The sequence below is a fragment of the Hyphomonas sp. genome, assembly GCF_965284475.1.
In the GTDB taxonomy this organism is placed as follows: Bacteria; Pseudomonadota; Alphaproteobacteria; order Caulobacterales; family Hyphomonadaceae; genus Hyphomonas.
This window is the reverse complement of record NZ_OZ260087.1, coordinates 2,191,377-2,209,257: the sequence shown is the minus strand read 5'-3', so window position 1 is coordinate 2,209,257 and position 17,881 is coordinate 2,191,377. Positions and strand designations below refer to the sequence as shown.

21 protein-coding genes and 1 other RNA gene are annotated in these 17,881 nt (G+C 62.0%); 8 read left to right on the top strand and 14 right to left on the bottom strand.

Features of this window, described 5'->3' with window-relative positions; translation table 11 throughout:
* Positions 1-351: 351 nt before the first annotated feature.
* On the bottom strand, positions 352-2,682 hold the full coding sequence (locus ACQ66M_RS10910; protein ID WP_430403767.1) for an ATP-dependent helicase: 2,331 nt from the start codon (positions 2,680-2,682) through the stop codon (positions 352-354).
* A 65-nt stretch (positions 2,683-2,747) separates the two neighbouring features.
* Between ACQ66M_RS10910 and ACQ66M_RS10905 the strand changes: the two genes are divergently transcribed.
* On the top strand, positions 2,748-3,299 hold the full coding sequence (locus ACQ66M_RS10905) for a DUF5655 domain-containing protein (protein WP_430403766.1): 552 nt from the start codon (positions 2,748-2,750) through the stop codon (positions 3,297-3,299).
* Here ACQ66M_RS10905 and ACQ66M_RS10900 read toward each other — a convergent pair.
* Together ACQ66M_RS10900 and ACQ66M_RS10895 are read right to left on the bottom strand one after the other, a co-directional pair.
* Positions 3,296-3,841: a DUF3833 domain-containing protein gene (locus ACQ66M_RS10900; RefSeq protein ID WP_350170553.1), complete on the bottom strand. Its 546-nt coding sequence runs from the start codon at positions 3,839-3,841 to the stop codon at positions 3,296-3,298. The two genes, ACQ66M_RS10905 and ACQ66M_RS10900, sit on opposite strands and share 4 nt — an antisense overlap.
* A gap of 133 nt (positions 3,842-3,974) precedes the next feature.
* Complete coding sequence (locus tag ACQ66M_RS10895) at positions 3,975-5,081, bottom strand: NADH:flavin oxidoreductase (protein ID WP_350170554.1); 1,107 nt, start codon at positions 5,079-5,081, stop codon at positions 3,975-3,977.
* Between the two features lie 153 nt (positions 5,082-5,234).
* On the opposite strand from ACQ66M_RS10895, the gene ACQ66M_RS10890 reads away from it, so the two are divergent.
* A complete protein-coding gene (locus ACQ66M_RS10890; protein WP_430403764.1) occupies positions 5,235-6,239 on the top strand; it encodes a hypothetical protein in 1,005 nt (334 codons plus the stop codon).
* Between the two features lie 4 nt (positions 6,240-6,243).
* Here ACQ66M_RS10890 and ACQ66M_RS10885 read toward each other — a convergent pair whose 3' ends face one another.
* From ACQ66M_RS10885 to ACQ66M_RS10865, 5 genes are all read right to left on the bottom strand, one after another.
* Entirely contained in the window at positions 6,244-6,366 is a 123-nt protein-coding gene (locus ACQ66M_RS10885) for a hypothetical protein (RefSeq protein WP_430403762.1), read from the bottom strand.
* Between the two features lie 79 nt (positions 6,367-6,445).
* On the bottom strand, positions 6,446-6,634 hold the full coding sequence (locus tag ACQ66M_RS10880) for a DUF4169 family protein (protein ID WP_430403760.1): 189 nt from the start codon (positions 6,632-6,634) through the stop codon (positions 6,446-6,448).
* A gap of 14 nt (positions 6,635-6,648) precedes the next feature.
* Positions 6,649-7,239 (bottom strand): GNAT family N-acetyltransferase, encoded by a 591-nt coding sequence (locus ACQ66M_RS10875; protein WP_350170558.1) that lies wholly within the window; start codon positions 7,237-7,239, stop codon positions 6,649-6,651.
* Positions 7,236-7,532 (bottom strand): aspartate decarboxylase, encoded by a 297-nt coding sequence (locus ACQ66M_RS10870; RefSeq protein ID WP_350170559.1) that lies wholly within the window; start codon positions 7,530-7,532, stop codon positions 7,236-7,238. The genes ACQ66M_RS10875 and ACQ66M_RS10870 overlap by 4 nt, the downstream gene beginning before the upstream one ends.
* Before the next feature lie 123 nt (positions 7,533-7,655).
* Positions 7,656-8,459: an SDR family oxidoreductase gene (locus ACQ66M_RS10865; RefSeq protein ID WP_430405158.1), complete on the bottom strand. Its 804-nt coding sequence runs from the start codon at positions 8,457-8,459 to the stop codon at positions 7,656-7,658.
* 224 nt (positions 8,460-8,683) lie between these two features.
* Between ACQ66M_RS10865 and ACQ66M_RS10860 the strand changes: the two genes are divergently transcribed.
* Positions 8,684-9,175, top strand: coding sequence for a DUF2938 domain-containing protein (locus ACQ66M_RS10860; RefSeq protein ID WP_350170560.1), 492 nt, complete (start codon positions 8,684-8,686; stop codon positions 9,173-9,175).
* A gap of 12 nt (positions 9,176-9,187) precedes the next feature.
* On the opposite strand, the gene fumC is transcribed toward ACQ66M_RS10860, so the two are convergent.
* Entirely contained in the window at positions 9,188-10,588 is a 1,401-nt protein-coding gene (gene fumC, locus ACQ66M_RS10855; RefSeq protein ID WP_350170561.1) for a class II fumarate hydratase, read from the bottom strand.
* 51 nt (positions 10,589-10,639) lie between these two features.
* Between fumC and ACQ66M_RS10850 the strand changes: the two genes are divergently transcribed.
* The 3 genes from ACQ66M_RS10850 to ACQ66M_RS10840 are packed head-to-tail and all read left to right on the top strand — an operon-like array spanning position 10,640 to position 11,925.
* Positions 10,640-11,212 (top strand): hypothetical protein, encoded by a 573-nt coding sequence (locus ACQ66M_RS10850; RefSeq protein WP_430403758.1) that lies wholly within the window; start codon positions 10,640-10,642, stop codon positions 11,210-11,212.
* A 54-nt stretch (positions 11,213-11,266) separates the two neighbouring features.
* Complete coding sequence (locus ACQ66M_RS10845; protein WP_350170563.1) at positions 11,267-11,569, top strand: ribosomal protein L7/L12; 303 nt, start codon at positions 11,267-11,269, stop codon at positions 11,567-11,569.
* A complete protein-coding gene (locus ACQ66M_RS10840) occupies positions 11,566-11,925 on the top strand; it encodes a RusA family crossover junction endodeoxyribonuclease (protein WP_430403756.1) in 360 nt (119 codons plus the stop codon). Before ACQ66M_RS10845 ends, ACQ66M_RS10840 begins: the two co-directional genes overlap by 4 nt.
* A gap of 7 nt (positions 11,926-11,932) precedes the next feature.
* Here the strand turns inward: ACQ66M_RS10840 and ACQ66M_RS10835 are convergent, their stop codons facing one another.
* The 4 genes from ACQ66M_RS10835 to ACQ66M_RS10820 form a co-directional block, all read right to left on the bottom strand.
* Positions 11,933-13,162, bottom strand: coding sequence for a cytochrome P450 (locus tag ACQ66M_RS10835; protein WP_430403754.1), 1,230 nt, complete (start codon positions 13,160-13,162; stop codon positions 11,933-11,935).
* A 90-nt stretch (positions 13,163-13,252) separates the two neighbouring features.
* The gene (locus ACQ66M_RS10830; protein WP_350170565.1) at positions 13,253-13,708 is read right to left on the bottom strand and encodes a PaaI family thioesterase; all 456 of its coding nucleotides are present in this window, start codon (positions 13,706-13,708) and stop codon (positions 13,253-13,255) included.
* Between the two features lie 13 nt (positions 13,709-13,721).
* Positions 13,722-14,189 (bottom strand): SspB family protein, encoded by a 468-nt coding sequence (locus tag ACQ66M_RS10825; RefSeq protein WP_350170566.1) that lies wholly within the window; start codon positions 14,187-14,189, stop codon positions 13,722-13,724.
* A gap of 208 nt (positions 14,190-14,397) precedes the next feature.
* A complete protein-coding gene (locus tag ACQ66M_RS10820; protein WP_350170583.1) occupies positions 14,398-14,571 on the bottom strand; it encodes a hypothetical protein in 174 nt (57 codons plus the stop codon).
* A 150-nt stretch (positions 14,572-14,721) separates the two neighbouring features.
* On the opposite strand from ACQ66M_RS10820, the gene ACQ66M_RS10815 reads away from it, so the two are divergent.
* Entirely contained in the window at positions 14,722-15,960 is a 1,239-nt protein-coding gene (locus ACQ66M_RS10815; RefSeq protein ID WP_430403752.1) for a pyridoxal phosphate-dependent decarboxylase family protein, read from the top strand.
* 75 nt (positions 15,961-16,035) lie between these two features.
* Positions 16,036-17,463, top strand: coding sequence for an amidohydrolase (locus tag ACQ66M_RS10810; protein WP_350170568.1), 1,428 nt, complete (start codon positions 16,036-16,038; stop codon positions 17,461-17,463).
* A 6-nt stretch (positions 17,464-17,469) separates the two neighbouring features.
* On the opposite strand, the gene ssrA is transcribed toward ACQ66M_RS10810, so the two are convergent.
* Positions 17,470-17,829: a transfer-messenger RNA gene (gene ssrA / locus ACQ66M_RS10805) on the bottom strand.
* Positions 17,830-17,881 lie beyond the last annotated feature (52 nt).

The window sequence follows — 17,881 nt, the reverse complement described above, 5'->3', positions numbered from 1 at the left end:
ACGGTATTCATTGGCATTTACCACAGAATCTGCAGTGAATGCTGGCGCCAAATGGAACGGTCCGTTCACCAAGTGTAAACGCTGGCGGGGTCTTTGTTAACGATTTGGCTGATTCCAGACCCTGTACGCCCGGTTCCGATTCTGCCTGAAACACAAAAAATCCGCATAGGCGTGCATCCGGCTGCCGATGAGCGGCAGATGAATGCGCCGTTCGGAAACGGTTCGGATGGTGCAGCGCATACCGGAAAGGCAGCACCGGTCTGGCCCTTGAAAAGGCGCGCGCCGGCCCATCCCTGGCGCCTTTGGCTTGATCATACCCCTGGCAAGCCGCCTGCCGGTGCTGCTCTTTCTTCAGGCAGCGGTCACGAAGGTGGAGATGACCTTCTTGCGGCCGGTCTTGTCGAAGTCGACGGTGAGCTTGTTGCCCTCCGAAAACACCACCTTGCCGTAGCCGAACTTGTCGTGGAAGACCCGCGACCCGGCCGTGAACGTGCTGGCCCCACCGGCTGTGGCGGTGAGGGGACCGGCGTCGGAAGGGGGGCGTGAGGGGGTGCGCCCGGCGTTCTCCTGCAGGCGTTTCCAGCCAGGGCTGTCATAGGATGAGCGCGCGCCGAGGTCTTCCATCGTTCCCGAAAAGGCCTCGTCGCCGCCAGGGAGGCCGGAAAACCCGGTTTCACTCATCGCATCGACATGGTCATGGGGCAGTTCGTCCACGAAACGACTGGGCATGACGCTTTGCCAGCGGCCATAGATCTGGCGATTGGCGACGAAGGAGATATAGGCGCGGGCACGCGCCCGCGTGATGCCGACATAGGCAAGCCGGCGCTCTTCCTCCAGGCCTTTCAGGCCACTTTCGTCGAGGCTGCGGCGCGAGGGAAACACCTCTTCCTCCCAGCCCGGCAGGAAGACCATGGGCCATTCGAGCCCCTTGGCGCCATGCAGCGTGAGGATCTGGACCTGGTCCTCCCCTGCCCCGCCACTGGAGGCATCCATCACCAGTTCGACATGCTCCAGGAAGCCCGCCAGCGTATCGAATTCGCCCATCGACCGGACGAGTTCCTTCAAATTGTCGAGCCGGGTCTGGGCCTGCGGGCTGCGATCCTTCTGCAGCATGTCGGTATAGCCGGACTCCTCGAGGATGATTTCGGCCAGTTCGGTATGCGGCAGGCCGTTCGCATACTTGTCGCGCCACATGTTGATATGGTCGATGAACTGCGTGAGGCCGCGCTTGGCCCCGCCCTTGATCTCGTCCGTCTGCAGGACCATCGGCGTCAGCGTGTAAAGGCTGCGCCCGTCGGCCCGTGCATAGGCCTGCAGCTTGGCCAGTGTCATGTTGCCCACACCGCGTTTCGGCTCGTTGACTACCCGCTCGAAGGCGAGGTCATCGTCGGGCGAGCGGATCAGGCGCAGATAGGCCATCGCATCGCGGATCTCGGCGCGCTCGAAGAAGCGCGGGCCGCCAATCACGCGGTAGGGGATGCCCAGCATGATGAAGCGTTCCTCGAAGGCCCGCATCTGCCACGAGGCACGCACCAGCACGGCGCAGTCATCATGCTTGCCGCCACCACGCACCCAGCTCTCGATATCGTCGGCAATCAGGCGGCTTTCCGCCTCGCCGTCCCACAGGCCGCGAACCTTGACCTTTTCCGCGTCAACGCTGTCGGACGGGCTGTCATCGCCCACGAAGAGTGTCTTGCCGAGCCGCCCGCGATTATGGCTGATCACGCTGGAGGCGGCCGCAAGGATGTGGCGGGTCGAGCGGTAGTTGCGTTCGAGCCGGATCACCCTGGCGCCTGCGAAATCCTTCTCGAAACGCAGGATATTGTCCACTTCCGCGCCGCGCCAGCCATAGATCGACTGGTCATCATCGCCAACGCAACAGATATTGTGGCTGCCCTGCGCCAGCATGCGCAGCCACAGGTACTGGGCCACGTTGGTGTCCTGATACTCGTCCACGAGAATATATTTGAAGCGGGCGTGATAATCCTTCAGCACATCCGGATTGTCGCGGAACAGCGTGATATTGTGCACCAGCAGGTCGCCGAAATCGCAGGCGTTCAGCACTTTCAGCCGGTTCTGGTAGATCTCGTAACACCTGATGCCCCTGCCGTCGGCGAAGAGGTGCGCGTCTTCGGCCGGCACCCGGTCAGGCGTCAGCGCGCGGTTCTTCCAGCCATCGATCAGGCTGGCGAGGAAACGCGGCGTCCAGCGCTTGGGGTCAATATTCTCGGCCTGGATGACCTGTTTGCACAGGCGCACCTGATCGTCGGTGTCGAGGATGGTGAAACTGGATTTCAGGCCCACAAGCTCGGCATGGGCCCGCAGGATCTGCGCGCTGATCGCGTGGAACGTTCCGAGCCAGCGCAGGCCCTCGCCGTCCGGGCCGATCAGTTTCAGGGCCCGTTCGCGCATTTCACGTGCAGCCTTGTTGGTGAAGGTGACGGTCAGCGTCTGGCTCGGCCAGGCCTTCTTCGTGGCGATGATATGGGCAAGGCGCGTGGTCAGCACGCGCGTCTTGCCCGTGCCTGCGCCAGCAAGGACCAGCAGCGGGCCATCAGTGTGCAGCACGGCGTCGCGCTGTTCCGGGTTCAGGCCCGCAAGATAGGCCGCCTCGCCCGCCGCTCCTGGCGGACGCGCGGCAGCCATCTGGCTGATCGAGAGGCGATTCGGATTGGAACTCATCGGGAACGTATAGCAGGGATTGAGACATGTGTTAGTCTGCGTCGGCACTTTGGAGGGACGAACGAATGGCAAAAACTGCAGACGAAATGATGGAAAGCATGAAAGCCGGCCTCAAGGCGAAGACGGGCAGGTCGCTGGACGACTGGGTGAAAATCATCCAGGCAAGCGGTCTCGCGACACATGGCGAGCAGATGAAGCTGCTCAAGACGGATCATGGCGTCGGCCATGGGCACGCCAATATGATCTGCCAGGCGGCCAAGGGCCGCTTCGATGAAGATCCACGTGACATGCTGGCGGGCCAGTATACAGGCAAGGAGGCCCTGCGCCCCGTCTATGACGCACTGGAGGCATATGCCCGTACGCTGGGCGGGGATGTCGAAGTCTCGCCCAAGAAGACCAGTGTCGCCTTCCGCCGCTCGAAGAATTTCGCGGTCGTTACGCCGGCCACGAAGTCCCGCATCGATCTTGGCCTCAACCTGAAGGGCATGCCCGGCACGGGCCGCCTTCTGGAAGAAAAGCCAGGCTCAATGTGCACTCATAAGGTGCGCCTGGAGACCCTGGCCGATATCGATGCCGAACTGAAATCCCTGCTCAAGGATGCCTATGGCCGCGCCTAGCGCCCGGCAGGCTTGCTGAACGCAATCGTCACCTGACCAATCTCGATGCCATAGCGCGTGACATAGGCGCGGTTGATCAGGACATTATCGTCCATCAGGTACATCCAGTCGTCAAAGCCGACATTCCAGGTCGAGTCGCCGACCTTGAGGTCGACCTTGTATTTCCAGTTGAACGCATTGCCCGACACCTGCCCCTCGGCGAGGCCCGGAACATCACCGGCGGTGCCGCGATAGGCGCCGCCGCCAAGCACGTCGATCTCCCAGACGCGCGTATCGCGCTCGCCATCATCATACTTGAACTTTTCCGTCAGGGTCAGCCTGTCGCCATCCAGCGTTCCGGTAATGTCGACCCTGAACTGGCGGCGCACCTTGCCGAAACGGTCTTCGAACACGCCATAGGCTGCGGTTTCTCCCAGGAAGTAGTCTTCCAGAACGAGCTGGCGGGGGCTGTCGGCAAACTGGCTGACCTGCTGGCTGGCACAGGCTGTTGTGACCGACGAGGCCACCAGCAGGACGGACGCAAGGGCTTTTGAAATGTGCATTCCGAACCTTTCAGGCTGCAGGAGCATGTCTCCTGGCCCCTTATACGCAATCGCGCCGGTATCGGATGAAACGACCCTGCCCGGATGCAGCGGCATGGCACTGCGCCCGGGCGGGGATTAGCTTGCGAGCGCCCTAGTAGAGCACCGCGAGGGATTTCGCGTCATAGTCCTTCAGCTCGCCACTGCGCCCTTCGCGCACCTTGGTGGCCCAGTCCGGATCCTGCAGCAGGGCGCGGCCGACCGCGACCATGTCGAACTCGCCCTTGTCGAGGCGGGCTTCCAGATCATCCAGCTTGCGTACCGTGGCCCCTTCGCCGCGGAAGGCATTCTGGAAATCGCCGGTGAGGCCGACTGAACCGACGGTGATGCTTGGCAGGCCGGTCAGCTTTTTCGCCCAGGCCGCCGTGTTAAGGCCATTCTCACCATCGACATCCGGGAATTCCGGTTCCCAATAGCGCCGCTGTGAGGCGTGCAGCACATCGACGCCGGCATCCACGAACACTTTCAGGAAGGCCTCGAACTCGGCCGGTGTCCGGGCGAGGCGCGCGGTATAGTCCTGTTGCTTCCATTGCGAGAAGCGCAGGATGATCGCGGTATCGGGCCCGACCTGTTTACGGGTTTCCCGGATGATATCGCCCGCAAAGGTTGCGCGCTCCGGCAGGCTGCCGCCAAATCGGTCGTCGCGCCTGTTCATCACGTCCCAGAAGAATTCGTCGATCAGGTAGCCGTGGGCGCCGTGAATCTCGATCGCGTCAAAGCCAAGACGCACCGCCTCACCGGCCGCATTGGCATAGGCCATGACCATGTCATCGACTTCCGCGCTCGATGGCGGGTCAAATACCTGCTTGCCGGAATGAGTGATGCCCGACGGGCTGTCTGTCGGCGCATCAGGGTTGGGGCCTGTGCCCGGCTTGCGCATCATGCCCTGATGCCAGAGCTGCGGTGCAATCAGGCCTTTCTCGGCGTGGACCTTCTCGACAACGCGCTTCCAGCCGGCCAGCGAGTCGGGTTCGTAGAAATTCGGCACGTTCGGGTCGTTCGACGATCCACCGCGCTTGACGGTTGTGCCTTCAGTCACGATCAGGCCAACGTCGGCTGCGGCGCGGCGCGCATAATAATCCGCCACGTCTTCGCCCGGAACTCCGCCCGGCGATTTGCTGCGGGTCATCGGGGCCATGACAATCCGGTTGGGGATATTCATGGATTTGATCTTGATTGGCGAAAAAAGCGGGCTGGTCATTCGTGAAGGCTCCATTCAAACAGCGTCAGAAGTGGCGACGCCCCCTGCCCGCGTCAACCATTGACGCTAGGGGCGGTTAGAGGCACCGGTTCATGAAGCGTTCAGCGCCTTTCACGAGAGTGAAGCCAACAGAACTGAAAACGGGGGCAATTCATGCGATTTTTCTTCTTCCTGGCCGCAACGGTCCTGCTCGCGGCCTGCCAGACGCCAGGCTATGATTATGAAGCCCGGATCGCGCCTAACTTCCCTCAGGCCGCTGATTACCGCGCGCCCGAAGTCGGCAGGTTTCGCGGCCCCGCAGGCGATGTTGCCGAGGGCGAGCTGGAAGCGATGATCGCCGAGATTCGCCTTGACGGCATGCCCTGGTTCATGGCGACGCAAGGGCGCCCCGACAGCCTCTATGAAGGCCGCGTGGATATCGATGCCTGGGACGAGGAAGTCCGCTACGAGCGCGAACGCCGCTGCGTGAAACATGACGGCCTGCTTGACTGCAAGCGGCACGCCATGGTGGAAACCGAGTGCACGACCGAGTCGGTCGCCGTGACAGTGACCACGACGCTGGTCGATCTTGCAGCCAACCGCAATGTCTTCACCGCTGGCCAGCCGGGCGGAGCTGTGCGGGAAACCTGCATCGACATTGCAGAATATCCCGATGATGGCCGCCCTGAGGGCGTCTACCGCGATCCGCGCCAGTCAAACTATAATCCGTACAACGCGCCCATCGGCATGGTACATGACGCCGTCGTCGAGGCAGTGCGGCGCTTGCGCTATGACATCGCCCCCTACAACAAGACCGTGCGCGCCGAGATCATGACCGAAGGGCTGATACCGGAAGAGCAGAATGACACGCGATTTGGCCTGGCGGTCGAGGCCACGAAGGGTGGCAATTTCCTTGGTGCCTGTGCGCAGTGGGATGAACTGGCCGGTGCCTATCCCCGCGCGCCAGCCGTGCTGCACAATCTGGGGGCCTGCGCCGAGGCGCGGGGCGACATGGAAACTGCGCAGCTGCGCTATGCCCGGGCCGCCGAACTGGCAAGCGGCATTCCGCTATTGAAGGACAAGAAGGCGCGACCGATCTTCGATGCGCTGCAGCGCGTGTCAGGCCGGCGCTATGATGAAATGCTGCTGGATGGCACCCTGCCCAGACCCGGCAGCTGAAGACTCAACGGCCAAACATGGTCGCCAGGGTCACGCCGGTTTCACCCGCTTCAGCAGCGATGCCCCAGGCGATACCGCCCGAAAAGGCGATCGTGCAAATGACGAATTTGATCAGGATATTTTTCATCTGACAGCTTCTCCCGGTTTGGAACACTCTGCTCGGTCAGAGTGCAATCCGGGGGCCGTCCTGAAAGGTTGTGTTAACCCTAGTCGCCCGGCTCCCTGCCCAGGCGGTGGCCATCCGACAGCCTGGCCAGTTTCTCGGCGCGCATCTGTTCTGCCGTACGTTCAGCCCGGGTGCGGCCGAACTTTGCGCGGTTTTCGTCCGCTGCCTGCGCCTTGGCGTCACGCGCACGGGCCTTGCGGGCCTTGTTGAGATTGATCGGAGTCGACATGTCGCGCAGCCTACTCAGCAGAAGCCGGCCAGTCGAGCGTCAAGGCGGGCTTTTGCCTCCGGCCACTCGCTGTCGAGTATGGAAAAGAAGGCGGTGTCACGAATGAACCCGTCCTGCAGGATGCGGTGATTGCGCAGCACGCCTTCCTGCCTGGCGCCCAGTTTCAGCACAGCGGCCTGAGAGCGCTTGTTCCGGTCATCCACCTGGAACTGGACGCGGACCGCTCCCTGGCCAAAGGCGTGAGCCAGAAGCAGGCGCTTGGTCGCCGGATTGACCGCCGTGCCCACAGCGTGCGGCGTGTAGACCGTCATGCCGATCTCGACGCTGCGATTGACTGCGCTTGGATCAAGATAGCTGGTGATGCCGAGATAGTCTCTGCCATCCGGTGAGAGCACCGCAAACGGGAGCATCGTCCCTGCCGCCGAACGCCCCGTAATCGTATCGAGCCAGCGGCTGATCCAGTCGCCCGGGCCGCGATGCGACCAGAGCCGGAACAGGTCCGGTGCGCCTTCGGCCATGGCCCGCAGGTCTGCCCCGTGACGGGAGACCTCGAATGGCTCAAGCCGGACATGTTCGTCCGCCAGCGTGACGGGCGCCAGGTTCATTCCTTGTGACTGTCGCGCCATTGTTCCATGGCCAGCGAAATCGCGAACGTCTCACGGTATTTCGGGCTGGAGGCCGGGCGCGGAGCGCGCGCCGCCGTCATCGCCATGATCTCCGCCAGCTTGTTGTGGGCGGCGCCCGACTGGCCCGCGCCGATATAGGCGTGCAGCTCGACCAGCGCCGAAGAGAGGGGATCATGCGCGCGGATGACGAAATAAGGCTCGTCGTCCGCGAGCTTGCCGATCACGTCAAACTGGGATGGGTTGTCCTTGGAACCGACGGGGGATTTGGCCATGTGTCTCTGCCTTTCTGGGCGGAAGTGATTCTTCTCGCGCCAATCTAGACCCACAGACGCTCGGCGCCAGCCCCTGCGGGCCAGCCTCCACACTTTCCTGCAGACGAGAGGCTCTGAAGGCCTCTAGCTGGCCGAGACGATGCCACCGTCACAGGGAATCGTGTGGCCGGTAATGTAGGCTGACGCCTTTGACGACAGGAAGATCGACAGGCCCGCAACATCGCTCGGTGCACCAACGCGTCCCGACGGGTTGCGGTCGCCGATGGACTGCCAGTCGACGCCGTCCGTTTCGCCTTTGAAGCCGACGCCAGTGGACAGCATGTAAGTTGGGAACGGTCCCGGTGCGATGCCGTTCACGAGGATGTGCTCACCCGCCAGATGCGCGCCCATGAAACGTGTAAGATGGATCACGGCGGCCTTTGACGTGCCATAGGCAAAACCGCTCATCGGGCTGGTGTGCATGCCATCGATCGAGGCGATATTGATGACGCGCGCAGGCTCGTCAGCGCTGGCAGACTTGCGCAGCAGCGGCATCAGTTTCTGCGTGAGGAAGAAGACGCCCTTGACGTTGACATCCATCACCTTGTCCCAGCCGGCTTCCGGGAAGTCCTCCAGCGTCGCGCCCCATGCCACGCCCGCATTGTTGATCAGCACGTCGATCTTGTCCTCGCGCCTGGTGATCTCGTCGGCGAGGTGGTTGATGCCAACCAGCGTGCCCACATCAGACGGGATCGCATAGATCTCGCCACCATATTCAGCCTTAAGGCGTTCAACCGTTTCCTCACAGGCCTTCGCCTTGCGCGAAGAGATGATGACCCTGGCGCCCTGGCTGAGGAAGCCGGCTGCGATCATCTCGCCGATGCCGCGCGATCCGCCGGTGACGACGACGGTCTTGCCCGCGACCGAAAACAAATTGCTGAAATCCATGCTCATGTACTGCTTCTCCCGCTACGCAGTCATCTTTTGCCGAAGACTGGCTCAGGACCACAAGCACCCCTGATACCACTGCGTCAACTACAGGCTGCCTCAATTCAGAAGAAGCGACGGGTTCCTGCCGGTCGCATATTGCAACGGCTATTGATCAGCCCGGACTTGGAATTCCGGCAAAGAAGAATATGTAATGTTATTACATATTTGAAAGGGGTGTGAAATTGACAAACCTGCTATCGAACTCGCTTGTCATCGGAATAGGCGCAACCGTATTCATGGACATCTGGGCGCTCGTCCAGAAGCACGTTTTCCGCGTCAAGGCACTCGACTATGGGCTGGTAGGTCGATGGGTCGGACACCTTGCGCTCGGGCACCGCATCGACGGACATATTTCCAGCGCAGCCATCATCCCGAATGAGCGGGCCTTGGGCTGGACGATTCACTATCTGACAGGCGTGGTATTTGCAGCCACATTTCTGGCAATCATGCGTGAGGACTGGATACTGTCGCCTGTGATCGCACCAGCCCTTTTGTTTGGAGCCGTCAGCGTGCTGGCACCGTTCCTGATCCTGCAGCCCGGTCTCGGTGCAGGAATTGCGGCATCAAGAACACCAAAACCGAACGTCGCTCGGGCCAGAAGCCTGGTCACACACCTGATGTTCGGTCTCGGTCTCTACCTCAGTGCCCTCGCCCTGAAAATGCTTACGGGCTGACGGCTGAGCTCATCAATGCGGATCCGGTCCGATCATTTTTTCCGGGCGAACGATGGCGTCAAAATCTTCGCCCGGGATGCCGTCCCTGATGGCTTCCTCGCGCAGCGTCGTGCCGTTCTTGTGCGCGGTCTTGGCGACCCTGGCTGCGCGGTCATAGCCATACTTTTCCTTGAGCGGCGTCACCAGCATCAGCGAATTGTCGAGCCCGCGCTTGATATTGTCGAGGCGCGGCTCGATGCCGACCACACAATTGTCGGTGAAGCTGATCGCGGCGTCCGCAAGCAGGCGTGTCGACTGAAGGAAGTTGTAGGCCATCATCGGGTTGAACACGTTGAGCTCGAAATGGCCCTGTGACCCTGCAAAGCCAATGGCCGCATTGTTGCCATGGATATGCGCGCACACCTGTGTCAGCGCCTCGCACTGGGTCGGGTTCACCTTGCCGGGCATGATGGACGAACCGGGTTCATTTTCCGGCAGGGCCAGTTCGCCAAGTCCCGAGCGCGGGCCAGAACCGAGGAAACGGATATCATTGGCAATCTTGAAGCAGCTCATGGCGACTGTGCTGATCGCGCCATGCGTGAACACCATCGCATCATGCGCGGCGAGCGCCTCGAACTTGTTCGGTGCGGAGGTGAATGCGAGGCCCGTAATGGCGGCGATCCTTTCGGCAACAGCTTCGGCGAAACCGGCCGGCGAGGCGAGGCCCGTGCCCACGGCCGTGCCGCCCTGCGCCAGTTCCATCAGCATGGGCAGGGTCGATTCGATGCGCGCGATGCCGTTCTGCACCTGCTGGGCGTAGCCGGAGAATTCCTGGCCGAGCGTGACGGGTGTTGCATCCTGCGTGTGGGTGCGGCCGATCTTGATGATGTCGGCCCAGGCCTTCGCCTTGGTATCGAGCGCGCCATGGAGATGCTTCAGCGCGGGGATCAGGCGATGGCTGACCTCTTCGGCGCAGGCAATGTGCATGGCGGTCGGAAACGTATCGTTTGACGACTGGCTCATGTTCACATGATCGTTCGGGTGGACCGGCTTCTTCGAGCCCATCTCGCCGCCAAGGATTTCGATGGCGCGGTTGGAGATCACCTCATTGGCATTCATGTTCGACTGTGTGCCCGAGCCCGTCTGCCACACGACCAGCGGGAAATGGTCGTTCAGCTTGCCGTCGATCACCTCATCGGCCACCTGCACGATCACCTTGCCAAGCTCCGGATCCATCTTGCCGAGATCCATGTTCGCCTGCGCAGCGGCCTTCTTGACGATGCCAAGTGCGCGAATGATCGGCTCCGGCTGCTTTTCCCAACCGATCTTGAAGTTCCCGAGGCTGCGCTCGGCCTGTGCGCCCCAATAGCGGTCAGTTGCGACCTCAACAGGGCCCATCGTGTCGGATTCGGTGCGGGTGGGGGTGTTGGCCATCGGTGCGGGCTCCCTGGAATTTCGCTGGATTGTTGCTGGGCGCGGTTTAGCATGCGCGCAGAACGGGGCAAGGTGGCGATACGCATGGGCGAACGTCTTGAAATCCACAGGAAGCGCTACAGTGACGGCGTGATGCTGTTCGGGCTCGCCATGGCCATGGTCGTCGGCATTGTCGTGATGCTCCGCGTGCCCTCGGCCCAGTTCGGCGCCCTGGTGGTGGGCGCACAGGATCCGGCGGGTGCCGGCCTTGTCGGCGGCCTGCTGAAAACGCTGCTCGCGATGGGGCTGGTCGGCCTGCTCCTGCTCGCCTATTGGCGTTTGAAAAGCATCCTCTCGGCGGTTCCGGAAATGGTGATCGACACACAGGGCATTTGCCTGCACATCGACGGGCAGGAGCGGATGCTGGCCTGGACGGACATTATCGGCCTGCGCCTAGACACAGCGCGGGGCCGCCGCTCGCTTCATGTCATCCCCGCCCCCGAAATTATCCATGGTCGGGACGCGGACCCGCTGGAGGGCCAGATGGAAATCACCATCACCAGGGGCACGATCAGCGCGCGGTTCCAGCACGTTGTGGAGGTCATCAAGCGCGTCGCCCCCTCCCATCTCGCCGCGCAAATATGATCATTGACCCGGAAATAGCTGGCAATACGGCTGGCGCGGCATAACATGCCCGCCATGATCGATACGCTGTCCGACCCGGTCGTCCTGTTCGCGCTCGTGCTCGCATTTGTCCTTGGCTTCATGATACGGGGCAGCGGACGAAGCACCCTGTCGCCAGACAGGATGACCAAGGAAGAGGTGGCTGAAGCCGTTGGCCGTGTCACCGTGTCCCGCTGGATGGACATTGACGCCGAGATTGACGCAAGGCGCAAGATCGCCGCCATCAGGCTGCTGCGCGAGACCACCGGCCTTGGCCTGAAAGAGTCCAAGGAAGCGATCGAGGCCAGAATGGCATCGCGCGGGATGACCCGGCATTGATCGACGACTGGATCCGGTCAGGCAAGGTGCGCGCGCGCATTACGGACCGGGGTGCGCTGGAAGTGCGCTGCCACGGCCTCACCACACAGGCCAAGTATTACAAGGGCCTGCTCAAGGAATTCTTCCGCAAGGAATTCCCGCCCCTGCGGCCGGGCTTTGGCGACTATAGCGTGCACATCGTCATGGAATATACCGGCGAGGCACCGTGGATGGACCTCGACAATCTGGCTAAGGCCCTCCTCGACAGCCTCACCGGAAATGTGTTCGAGGACGACCATCAGGTTGCCCGCCTGCTGGTCGAGCGCCGCGTTGGCGAGCGCGAGGGCATCTGGCTCAGCGCCGAAGCGATGGAGTGATCTGCGGTCACACCTCCACATCCAGCCGCTCGATCCCGCGGAAAAACGGCAAGGCCCGCCACACAATCTCCTGCTCTGCCAGACGCATGTCCGGGTAACGCTCGAACAGTTTCTGGTAGACCCGCCGGGCTTCGATGCGCGCCAGCGGCGCCCCGATGCAGATGTGCGGGCCGCCACCGAAGGCAACATGGCCCGCCCGTTTGACGGTGATGTCGAACCGGTCGGCCGCTTCAAAGGTGCCCTCGTCGCGATTGGCCGACGCGAGCGAACAGAACACGGCCTGGCGCGCCTTCATCGGGCACCCGGCGATCTGCTGGTCCTCGGCGAGAATGCGCGAAGTGGCCGACACCGGCGCCTCATAGCGCAGCACTTCTTCCACGGCCTGCGCACCAAGGCCTGGATTGTCCTTCAGCGCAGCCAGCTGTTCGGGATGCGTCAGGAACAGCCACACGCCATTGCCGATCAGGTCAGTCGTGGTCAGGTTGCCGCCTACCAGAAGGGCTTGCAGGTTCAGTATCAGCTCATCATCCGTGATGTCCGCTTCGCCGCTCGCCTGCAGCATCACCATATCGGAGATCAGGTCATCGCGCGGCTGTGTCCGCCGCGCGTTCATCAGGTCGGTGAAATACGCATCCAGTGCCTGCGCTCCGCTTGCCAGCCGTGCTGTCTCTTCCTCGGTCCGCACAGGATTGAGGCCGAGGATCACATCTTCGGACCATTGCCGGAAATCGGCCAGCATGCGCTCGTCCACGCCCAGAATGCGCGCAATCACCAGGACCGGGACCGGCACGGCCACCGCCTCCATCAGGTCAAAACTGCCTGTGTCAGGCGCTGCTGCAATCGTGTCATCAATGATCGCCTCGATGTCAGGCTTCATCCTGTTGATCCGGGCATAGAATGCCCTGGCCAGTGGCTGGCGGATGCGGGCATGGTCGGGATCGTCCAGGAAGAGGATGCTAGTACGTGAACGGTCATTTTCATCGTCGACGAAACGGCGCGGCAATGAGCCCTCTTCGGCCTTGCTTGGCAGGCGCACATGACCGCGATCATTCACCAGGCCGCGCACGTCATCATAGCGCGTCAACAGCCATGTCTTTGCCATCTCGTCCCGCATGACAGGACACCCGTCGCGCAAAGCCTTCAACGGGGTATGCGGATCATTTCGCGCGTCGGGTACGAAGGCCGATATCTCGATGATGCCCTGGGGTACTTTGACCGTGCTGGTGTCATTTGCCATTGCCTGCCTCCCGCAGTGCCTGTTTTGAGGGAGAATAGCACGGTTCTGAAACGCGGGAGGCATTTCCGCTGCGTCAGCCCCTGGTCATTTTCAGCCCAGCCGCTTGAACAGCATGGGAATCGCCGTCGCCGTCGCCTTGGCGATCAGTTCGCCGTCCGGGCCGAAACACTCGGCTTCCATGAAGGCGGCGGACTTGCCCAGTTTCAGGATGCGGGCCTCGACGCTCGCCGGGCCGGGCATCAGGCGGCGCAGGAAGCTGGTTTTCATTTCGAGTGTTGGCGCGGTCATGGTCACATTGGACGCAATGATCACGCATGTGCTCATCGCCTCGTCCAGCATGGCCGAGATGAACCCGCCCTGCACGGCGCCCGTAGGGTTGGAAAACATCTCCGGCACATCGAAATCCATGCGGATGCGCATGGCATCCTGCTCGACTTCAGCCAGCGTCATGCCAAGCGTATCGGAACAGGGAGGGCGCTTCTTCGAATCCCGGAAGCGGGCCAGCATGTCCGCATCGCTGAGTCGGGGCTTGTCTGTATCTGCCAATATTCCGGCGACCCTATTTGCGGCGGAACGCGTCGAGATTCACGACTGTGCCAGCCTCGACGGGTGCCACATCCTGCTGCGTTGGCTCAAACGCGGTGGCAGGGGCGATCACCGATTCGTCCTTGTTCGTGTTCTCGAAGGTCAGGCCGAAATTCACCGACGGGTCGACAAAGCGCGTGATCGCCGCATAGGGCACGAACAGGTGCTGCGGTACGCCTGAGAATTTCAGGATGATCTCGAAATGGCCATCGCCGACCTCAAGATCCCAGAACTGGTGCTGCACGACAATCGTCATATCTTCGGGAAAGCGCTCGGTCAGGTAATCAGCGACTTTGACGCCGGGTGCCTTGGTGCGGAACGTGATGTAGAAATGATGCTCGCCGGGCAGGCCGCCATTGGCCAGTGCGCGCTTGAGCGCCTCGCGAACGACGCCGCGCATGGCCGCCTGGGTGAGCGCATCATATCCGATGTAATCCGTCATGTTCGCCGTACTGACCCTCAATCCTGATGTTGTTTATTTTTCGTACACTATGCCTGGTCCCATTTCCCTGCAACGGGCTTCGCACGGCAGGCGAGGAAAAAAACGGCACTCGCGCAGTCGCCCCGACGGGGAGCGGAATCCCTGAACGCGTAGTGATGTCAACAGCAAGAGGCGCGGCGCGCCGGAACACGCCGCGCCGAACGCGATCTCAGTAATTGCCTGGCGGGTCGCTGGCCGGAAAGGACTCGTCGCTCTCCTCATCAACCTCGTCCCATTTCTCCGGCGGGTTCTCCATGTTCTCCGGACCAGACGGGCGGATGTCCCGCATGTCCTCGGTCACGTCCTTGTCGTCCTGCTTTTTTTCGGGTGGTTGGCCTGACATGATGCGTCTCCATTCTCGGTTAAGTGAGAATCAACGCGCCATGGCGGGCAAGGTTGCACTGGAACGCGCTGTCCTTTCGCCTCTGGCCAAGGCCCCTGGCCGCGCATAGGCTTGCAGCCCGGAACAGAGAATTCGAGGGGAGCACGATCCATGAAGATGCCACAGCACGGGCGCGCCTGGGACGAGGTCAGGGCCGACATGATCGCACGCGGCGGCGGCGACGCTGCGTGGCGCGACGGCCGCACAGCCGTCTATGTCTTCAATGCCGGCGAGGACATCTCGCGCATCCAGCACGAAGCCTATGGACTCTATATGGCCGAGAACGGTCTTGGCCCCCTCGCCTTTCCCAGCCTGGCGCAGATGGAAAAAGACGTCATCGCGATGGGGCTGGACCTGCTCCACGGCCCGGATGGCGCCACCGGCACGATGACATCCGGCGGCACCGATTCGATCACGATGGCGATGAAGACAGCGCGTGACCATGCCCGCGCCAATGGACGCCCGCGCGAAGGCACGAATATCGTGCTGCCCCAGTCGGCGCATCTCGCCTTCGACAAGGCGGCCCATCTCATGGATATCGAGGTGCGCAGGGTGCCACTGAAGACAGACGGTTCCTATGAGGCCGACCCGGCCGCGATGGGCGAAGCTGTCGATGCCGCCACGATCATGATGGTCGGCTCCGCGCCGAACTTCCCGCATGGCATCATCGATCCGATTGAAGCGCTGGGCGAGGTCGCCGCCGGCAGGAATGTGTGGCTGCATGTCGACGCCTGTGTCGGCGGCTATTTCGCCCCGTTCGCCCGCATGAATGGTGTGCCGGTGCCACCCTTCGATTTTGAAGTCGAACAGGTCCACTCGATGAGCGCCGACCTGCACAAATATGGTTATTGCGCCAAGGGCGCCTCGACCGTGCTCTTCCGCTCTGAAGAGCTTTACCAGTACATGCCCTTCGACATGGCCGGCTGGTCGGGCGCACCGATGAAGACACCCACACTGGCCGGCACACGCCCCGGCGGCGCCATCTCGGCTGCCTGGGCTGTCATGAACACGCTGGGCATTGATGGCTATCGCGCGAAGCAGGGCCTGGTCTGCCAAACGCGCGAGCGGATTGAAGCGGGCGTCAAGCGCCTCGGCTTCGACGTGCTCGGCAATCCCCTGCTCGGCCTCGTCGCATTCCGGCATCCGGATCATCACGCCTTTGCCCTTTACGGCGAGATCTACCGGCGCGGCTGGTTTACCTCCGTCACCAAGGAGCCCCCAAGCCTGCACCTTATGCTCTCACCCAAACATGCCGACGTGGTGGACGCCTACCTGGCTGATCTCGAAGCCGGTCTCGCCGCCGTCGCTGGCGGCGTTGACGGCCCCAAAGTTGATGCACGCTACAGCTGACGCCTGTGGCATGCCTTGTTCCTGTCGGCGCCTTGATGCAGTCTCCGGCCAGCACCAACCCAACCGGAGCCCCTCATGCGCCTCATCCCGACCAGTCTTGCCGCCCTCGCCCTCACCGCCTGCGTTCATGCGCAGACACCCGGCGACAAGGCCGTGCTCGACAGTATTGATGCGCGCTATGACGAGACGGCCGAAATGGCCCGGCAGATCTGGGACTGGGCGGAAGTCGGCTACCAGGAAGAGAAATCATCCGGCCTGCTGCAATCGAAACTGAACGAGGCCGGTTTCACGGTTGAAGCCGGTGTGGCGGGCATTCCGACCGCCTTCATCGCCAGCTACGGCTCGGGCGGGCCGGTCATTGCCATCCTCGCAGAGTTTGATGCCCTGCCCGGCATCAACCAGGATGCCCTGGCCAGCCGCGCCCCGATTGAAGGCAAGCATGCCGGCCATGCCTGCGGACACAACCTGTTCGGGGCCGGCTCGGTCGGCGCCGCACTCGCGATTCGTGACTGGCTGGAACAGACCGGCACGCCAGGCACAGTCCGCCTCTATGGGACGCCCGCCGAAGAAGGCGGCAGCGGCAAGGTCTATATGGTGCGTGAAGGCCTGTTCGACGATGTCGACATTGCCCTGCACTGGCACGGCGACGACCAGAACTCTGCAGCAGCGCAGACCACGCTTGCCAATCGCTCGGCCAAGTTCCGCTTCCATGGCGTGTCCGCCCATGCGGCCGGCGCACCTGAGCGTGGCCGCTCAGCCCTCGATGGCGTGGAATCATTCAACTACATGGTCAACATGATGCACGAACACGTGCCCCAGGATGCACGTATCCACTATGTCATCACTTCGGGCGGTGTTGCGCCCAACGTGGTGCCTGACTTTGCCGAAGTCTTCTATTATGCCCGCCACCCCAGCGCCGACGGCGTGGCGGAAATCTGGGCGCGCATGGAAGACGCAGCCCGTGGCGCGGCCATGGGCACTGGTACGCGTGTCGAGTGGGAAGTGATCCATGGCAACAATCCGCTCCTGGTCAACGAAACACTGGCCAGGATGATGGACACCAAGCTGCGCCAGGTCGGCGGCGTGGACTATAATGAAGAGGAAGCCGCCTTCGCCGAGGAAATCTATACAAGCTTTGCCAGGCCGGACCTGCCCCTCGGCAGCGAGAATGAGGTACAGCCCTTCGAAGTCTCCCTCGGCTATGGCTCGACCGATGTCGGGGATGTCTCCTTCGCTGTGCCGACCGTCGGCCTGCGCACAGCGACATGGGTGCCCGGCACGGCTGCCCATAGCTGGCAGGCCGTTGCCGCCAGTGGCATGTCGATCGGCTACAAGGGCGCGCAGGTTGCCGCCAAGACGCTGACACTCGCGGCCATTGAGCTTTACGAGAACCCGGAACTGCGCACAGCCGCCCGTGCGGAATTCGATGCCGCGCGCGGCGAGGACTATGAATACACATCGCTGCTGGGCGACCGCGATCCGCCGCTCGATTACCGCAAATAAGGGAAAAGTGGAGGCTTCTGTTGCCAGGCGCCTCCGGGCCCCGCCTAAGGAGCTGAATCCTTAGGAGTTAATGCGGTATACTACGCACAGACTACGCTGCGAGCAGTTCACCTTCAGCAAAGTTGTCATTTGCAACTATGTTGATGTGAGCTTCTAACGGGGCTCATACGGGCGAAAGCATCGTCTTTAGACGTCCGTCGATCCTATTTCGGCCCCGTCAGAAACAGGCCGGTGAGAGCCTGAGCCTGCTTTTGGTGGAGCCGCCGGGTACCGCCCCCGGGTCCGAACCGCTTATTACACGTACGTTTATCGCCATAGTCCGAAGACAATTTCTATATAGGGGACATGGCGCCCGGATGAAAGGCCTTTACGCTGCCTGCCGCAAATTCCCTCAGGCCATATTGACAGGAATCGCAAT

Bases quoted from the DNA above. Each gene is read 5' to 3' on its own strand.
- ACQ66M_RS10910 (WP_430403767.1), bottom strand. From the start codon at position 2,682: ATGAGTTCCAATCCGAATCGCCTCTCGATCAGCCAGATGGCTGCCGCG.
- ACQ66M_RS10905 (WP_430403766.1), top strand. From the start codon at position 2,748: ATGGCAAAAACTGCAGACGAAATGATGGAAAGCATGAAAGCCGGCCTC.
- ACQ66M_RS10900 (WP_350170553.1), bottom strand. From the start codon at position 3,841: ATGCACATTTCAAAAGCCCTTGCGTCCGTCCTGCTGGTGGCCTCGTCG.
- ACQ66M_RS10895 (WP_350170554.1), bottom strand. From the start codon at position 5,081: ATGACCAGCCCGCTTTTTTCGCCAATCAAGATCAAATCCATGAATATC.
- ACQ66M_RS10890 (WP_430403764.1), top strand. From the start codon at position 5,235: ATGCGATTTTTCTTCTTCCTGGCCGCAACGGTCCTGCTCGCGGCCTGC.
- ACQ66M_RS10885 (WP_430403762.1), bottom strand. From the start codon at position 6,366: ATGAAAAATATCCTGATCAAATTCGTCATTTGCACGATCGCCTTTTCG.
- ACQ66M_RS10880 (WP_430403760.1), bottom strand. From the start codon at position 6,634: ATGTCGACTCCGATCAATCTCAACAAGGCCCGCAAGGCCCGTGCGCGT.
- ACQ66M_RS10875 (WP_350170558.1), bottom strand. From the start codon at position 7,239: ATGAACCTGGCGCCCGTCACGCTGGCGGACGAACATGTCCGGCTTGAG.
- ACQ66M_RS10870 (WP_350170559.1), bottom strand. From the start codon at position 7,532: ATGGCCAAATCCCCCGTCGGTTCCAAGGACAACCCATCCCAGTTTGAC.
- ACQ66M_RS10865 (WP_430405158.1), bottom strand. From the start codon at position 8,459: ATGGATTTCAGCAATTTGTTTTCGGTCGCGGGCAAGACCGTCGTCGTC.
- fumC (WP_350170561.1), bottom strand. From the start codon at position 10,588: ATGGCCAACACCCCCACCCGCACCGAATCCGACACGATGGGCCCTGTT.
- ACQ66M_RS10850 (WP_430403758.1), top strand. From the start codon at position 10,640: ATGCGCGCAGAACGGGGCAAGGTGGCGATACGCATGGGCGAACGTCTT.
- ACQ66M_RS10845 (WP_350170563.1), top strand. From the start codon at position 11,267: ATGATCGATACGCTGTCCGACCCGGTCGTCCTGTTCGCGCTCGTGCTC.
- ACQ66M_RS10835 (WP_430403754.1), bottom strand. From the start codon at position 13,162: ATGGCAAATGACACCAGCACGGTCAAAGTACCCCAGGGCATCATCGAG.
- ACQ66M_RS10825 (WP_350170566.1), bottom strand. From the start codon at position 14,189: ATGACGGATTACATCGGATATGATGCGCTCACCCAGGCGGCCATGCGC.
- ACQ66M_RS10820 (WP_350170583.1), bottom strand. From the start codon at position 14,571: ATGTCAGGCCAACCACCCGAAAAAAAGCAGGACGACAAGGACGTGACC.
- ACQ66M_RS10815 (WP_430403752.1), top strand. From the start codon at position 14,722: ATGAAGATGCCACAGCACGGGCGCGCCTGGGACGAGGTCAGGGCCGAC.
- ACQ66M_RS10810 (WP_350170568.1), top strand. From the start codon at position 16,036: ATGCGCCTCATCCCGACCAGTCTTGCCGCCCTCGCCCTCACCGCCTGC.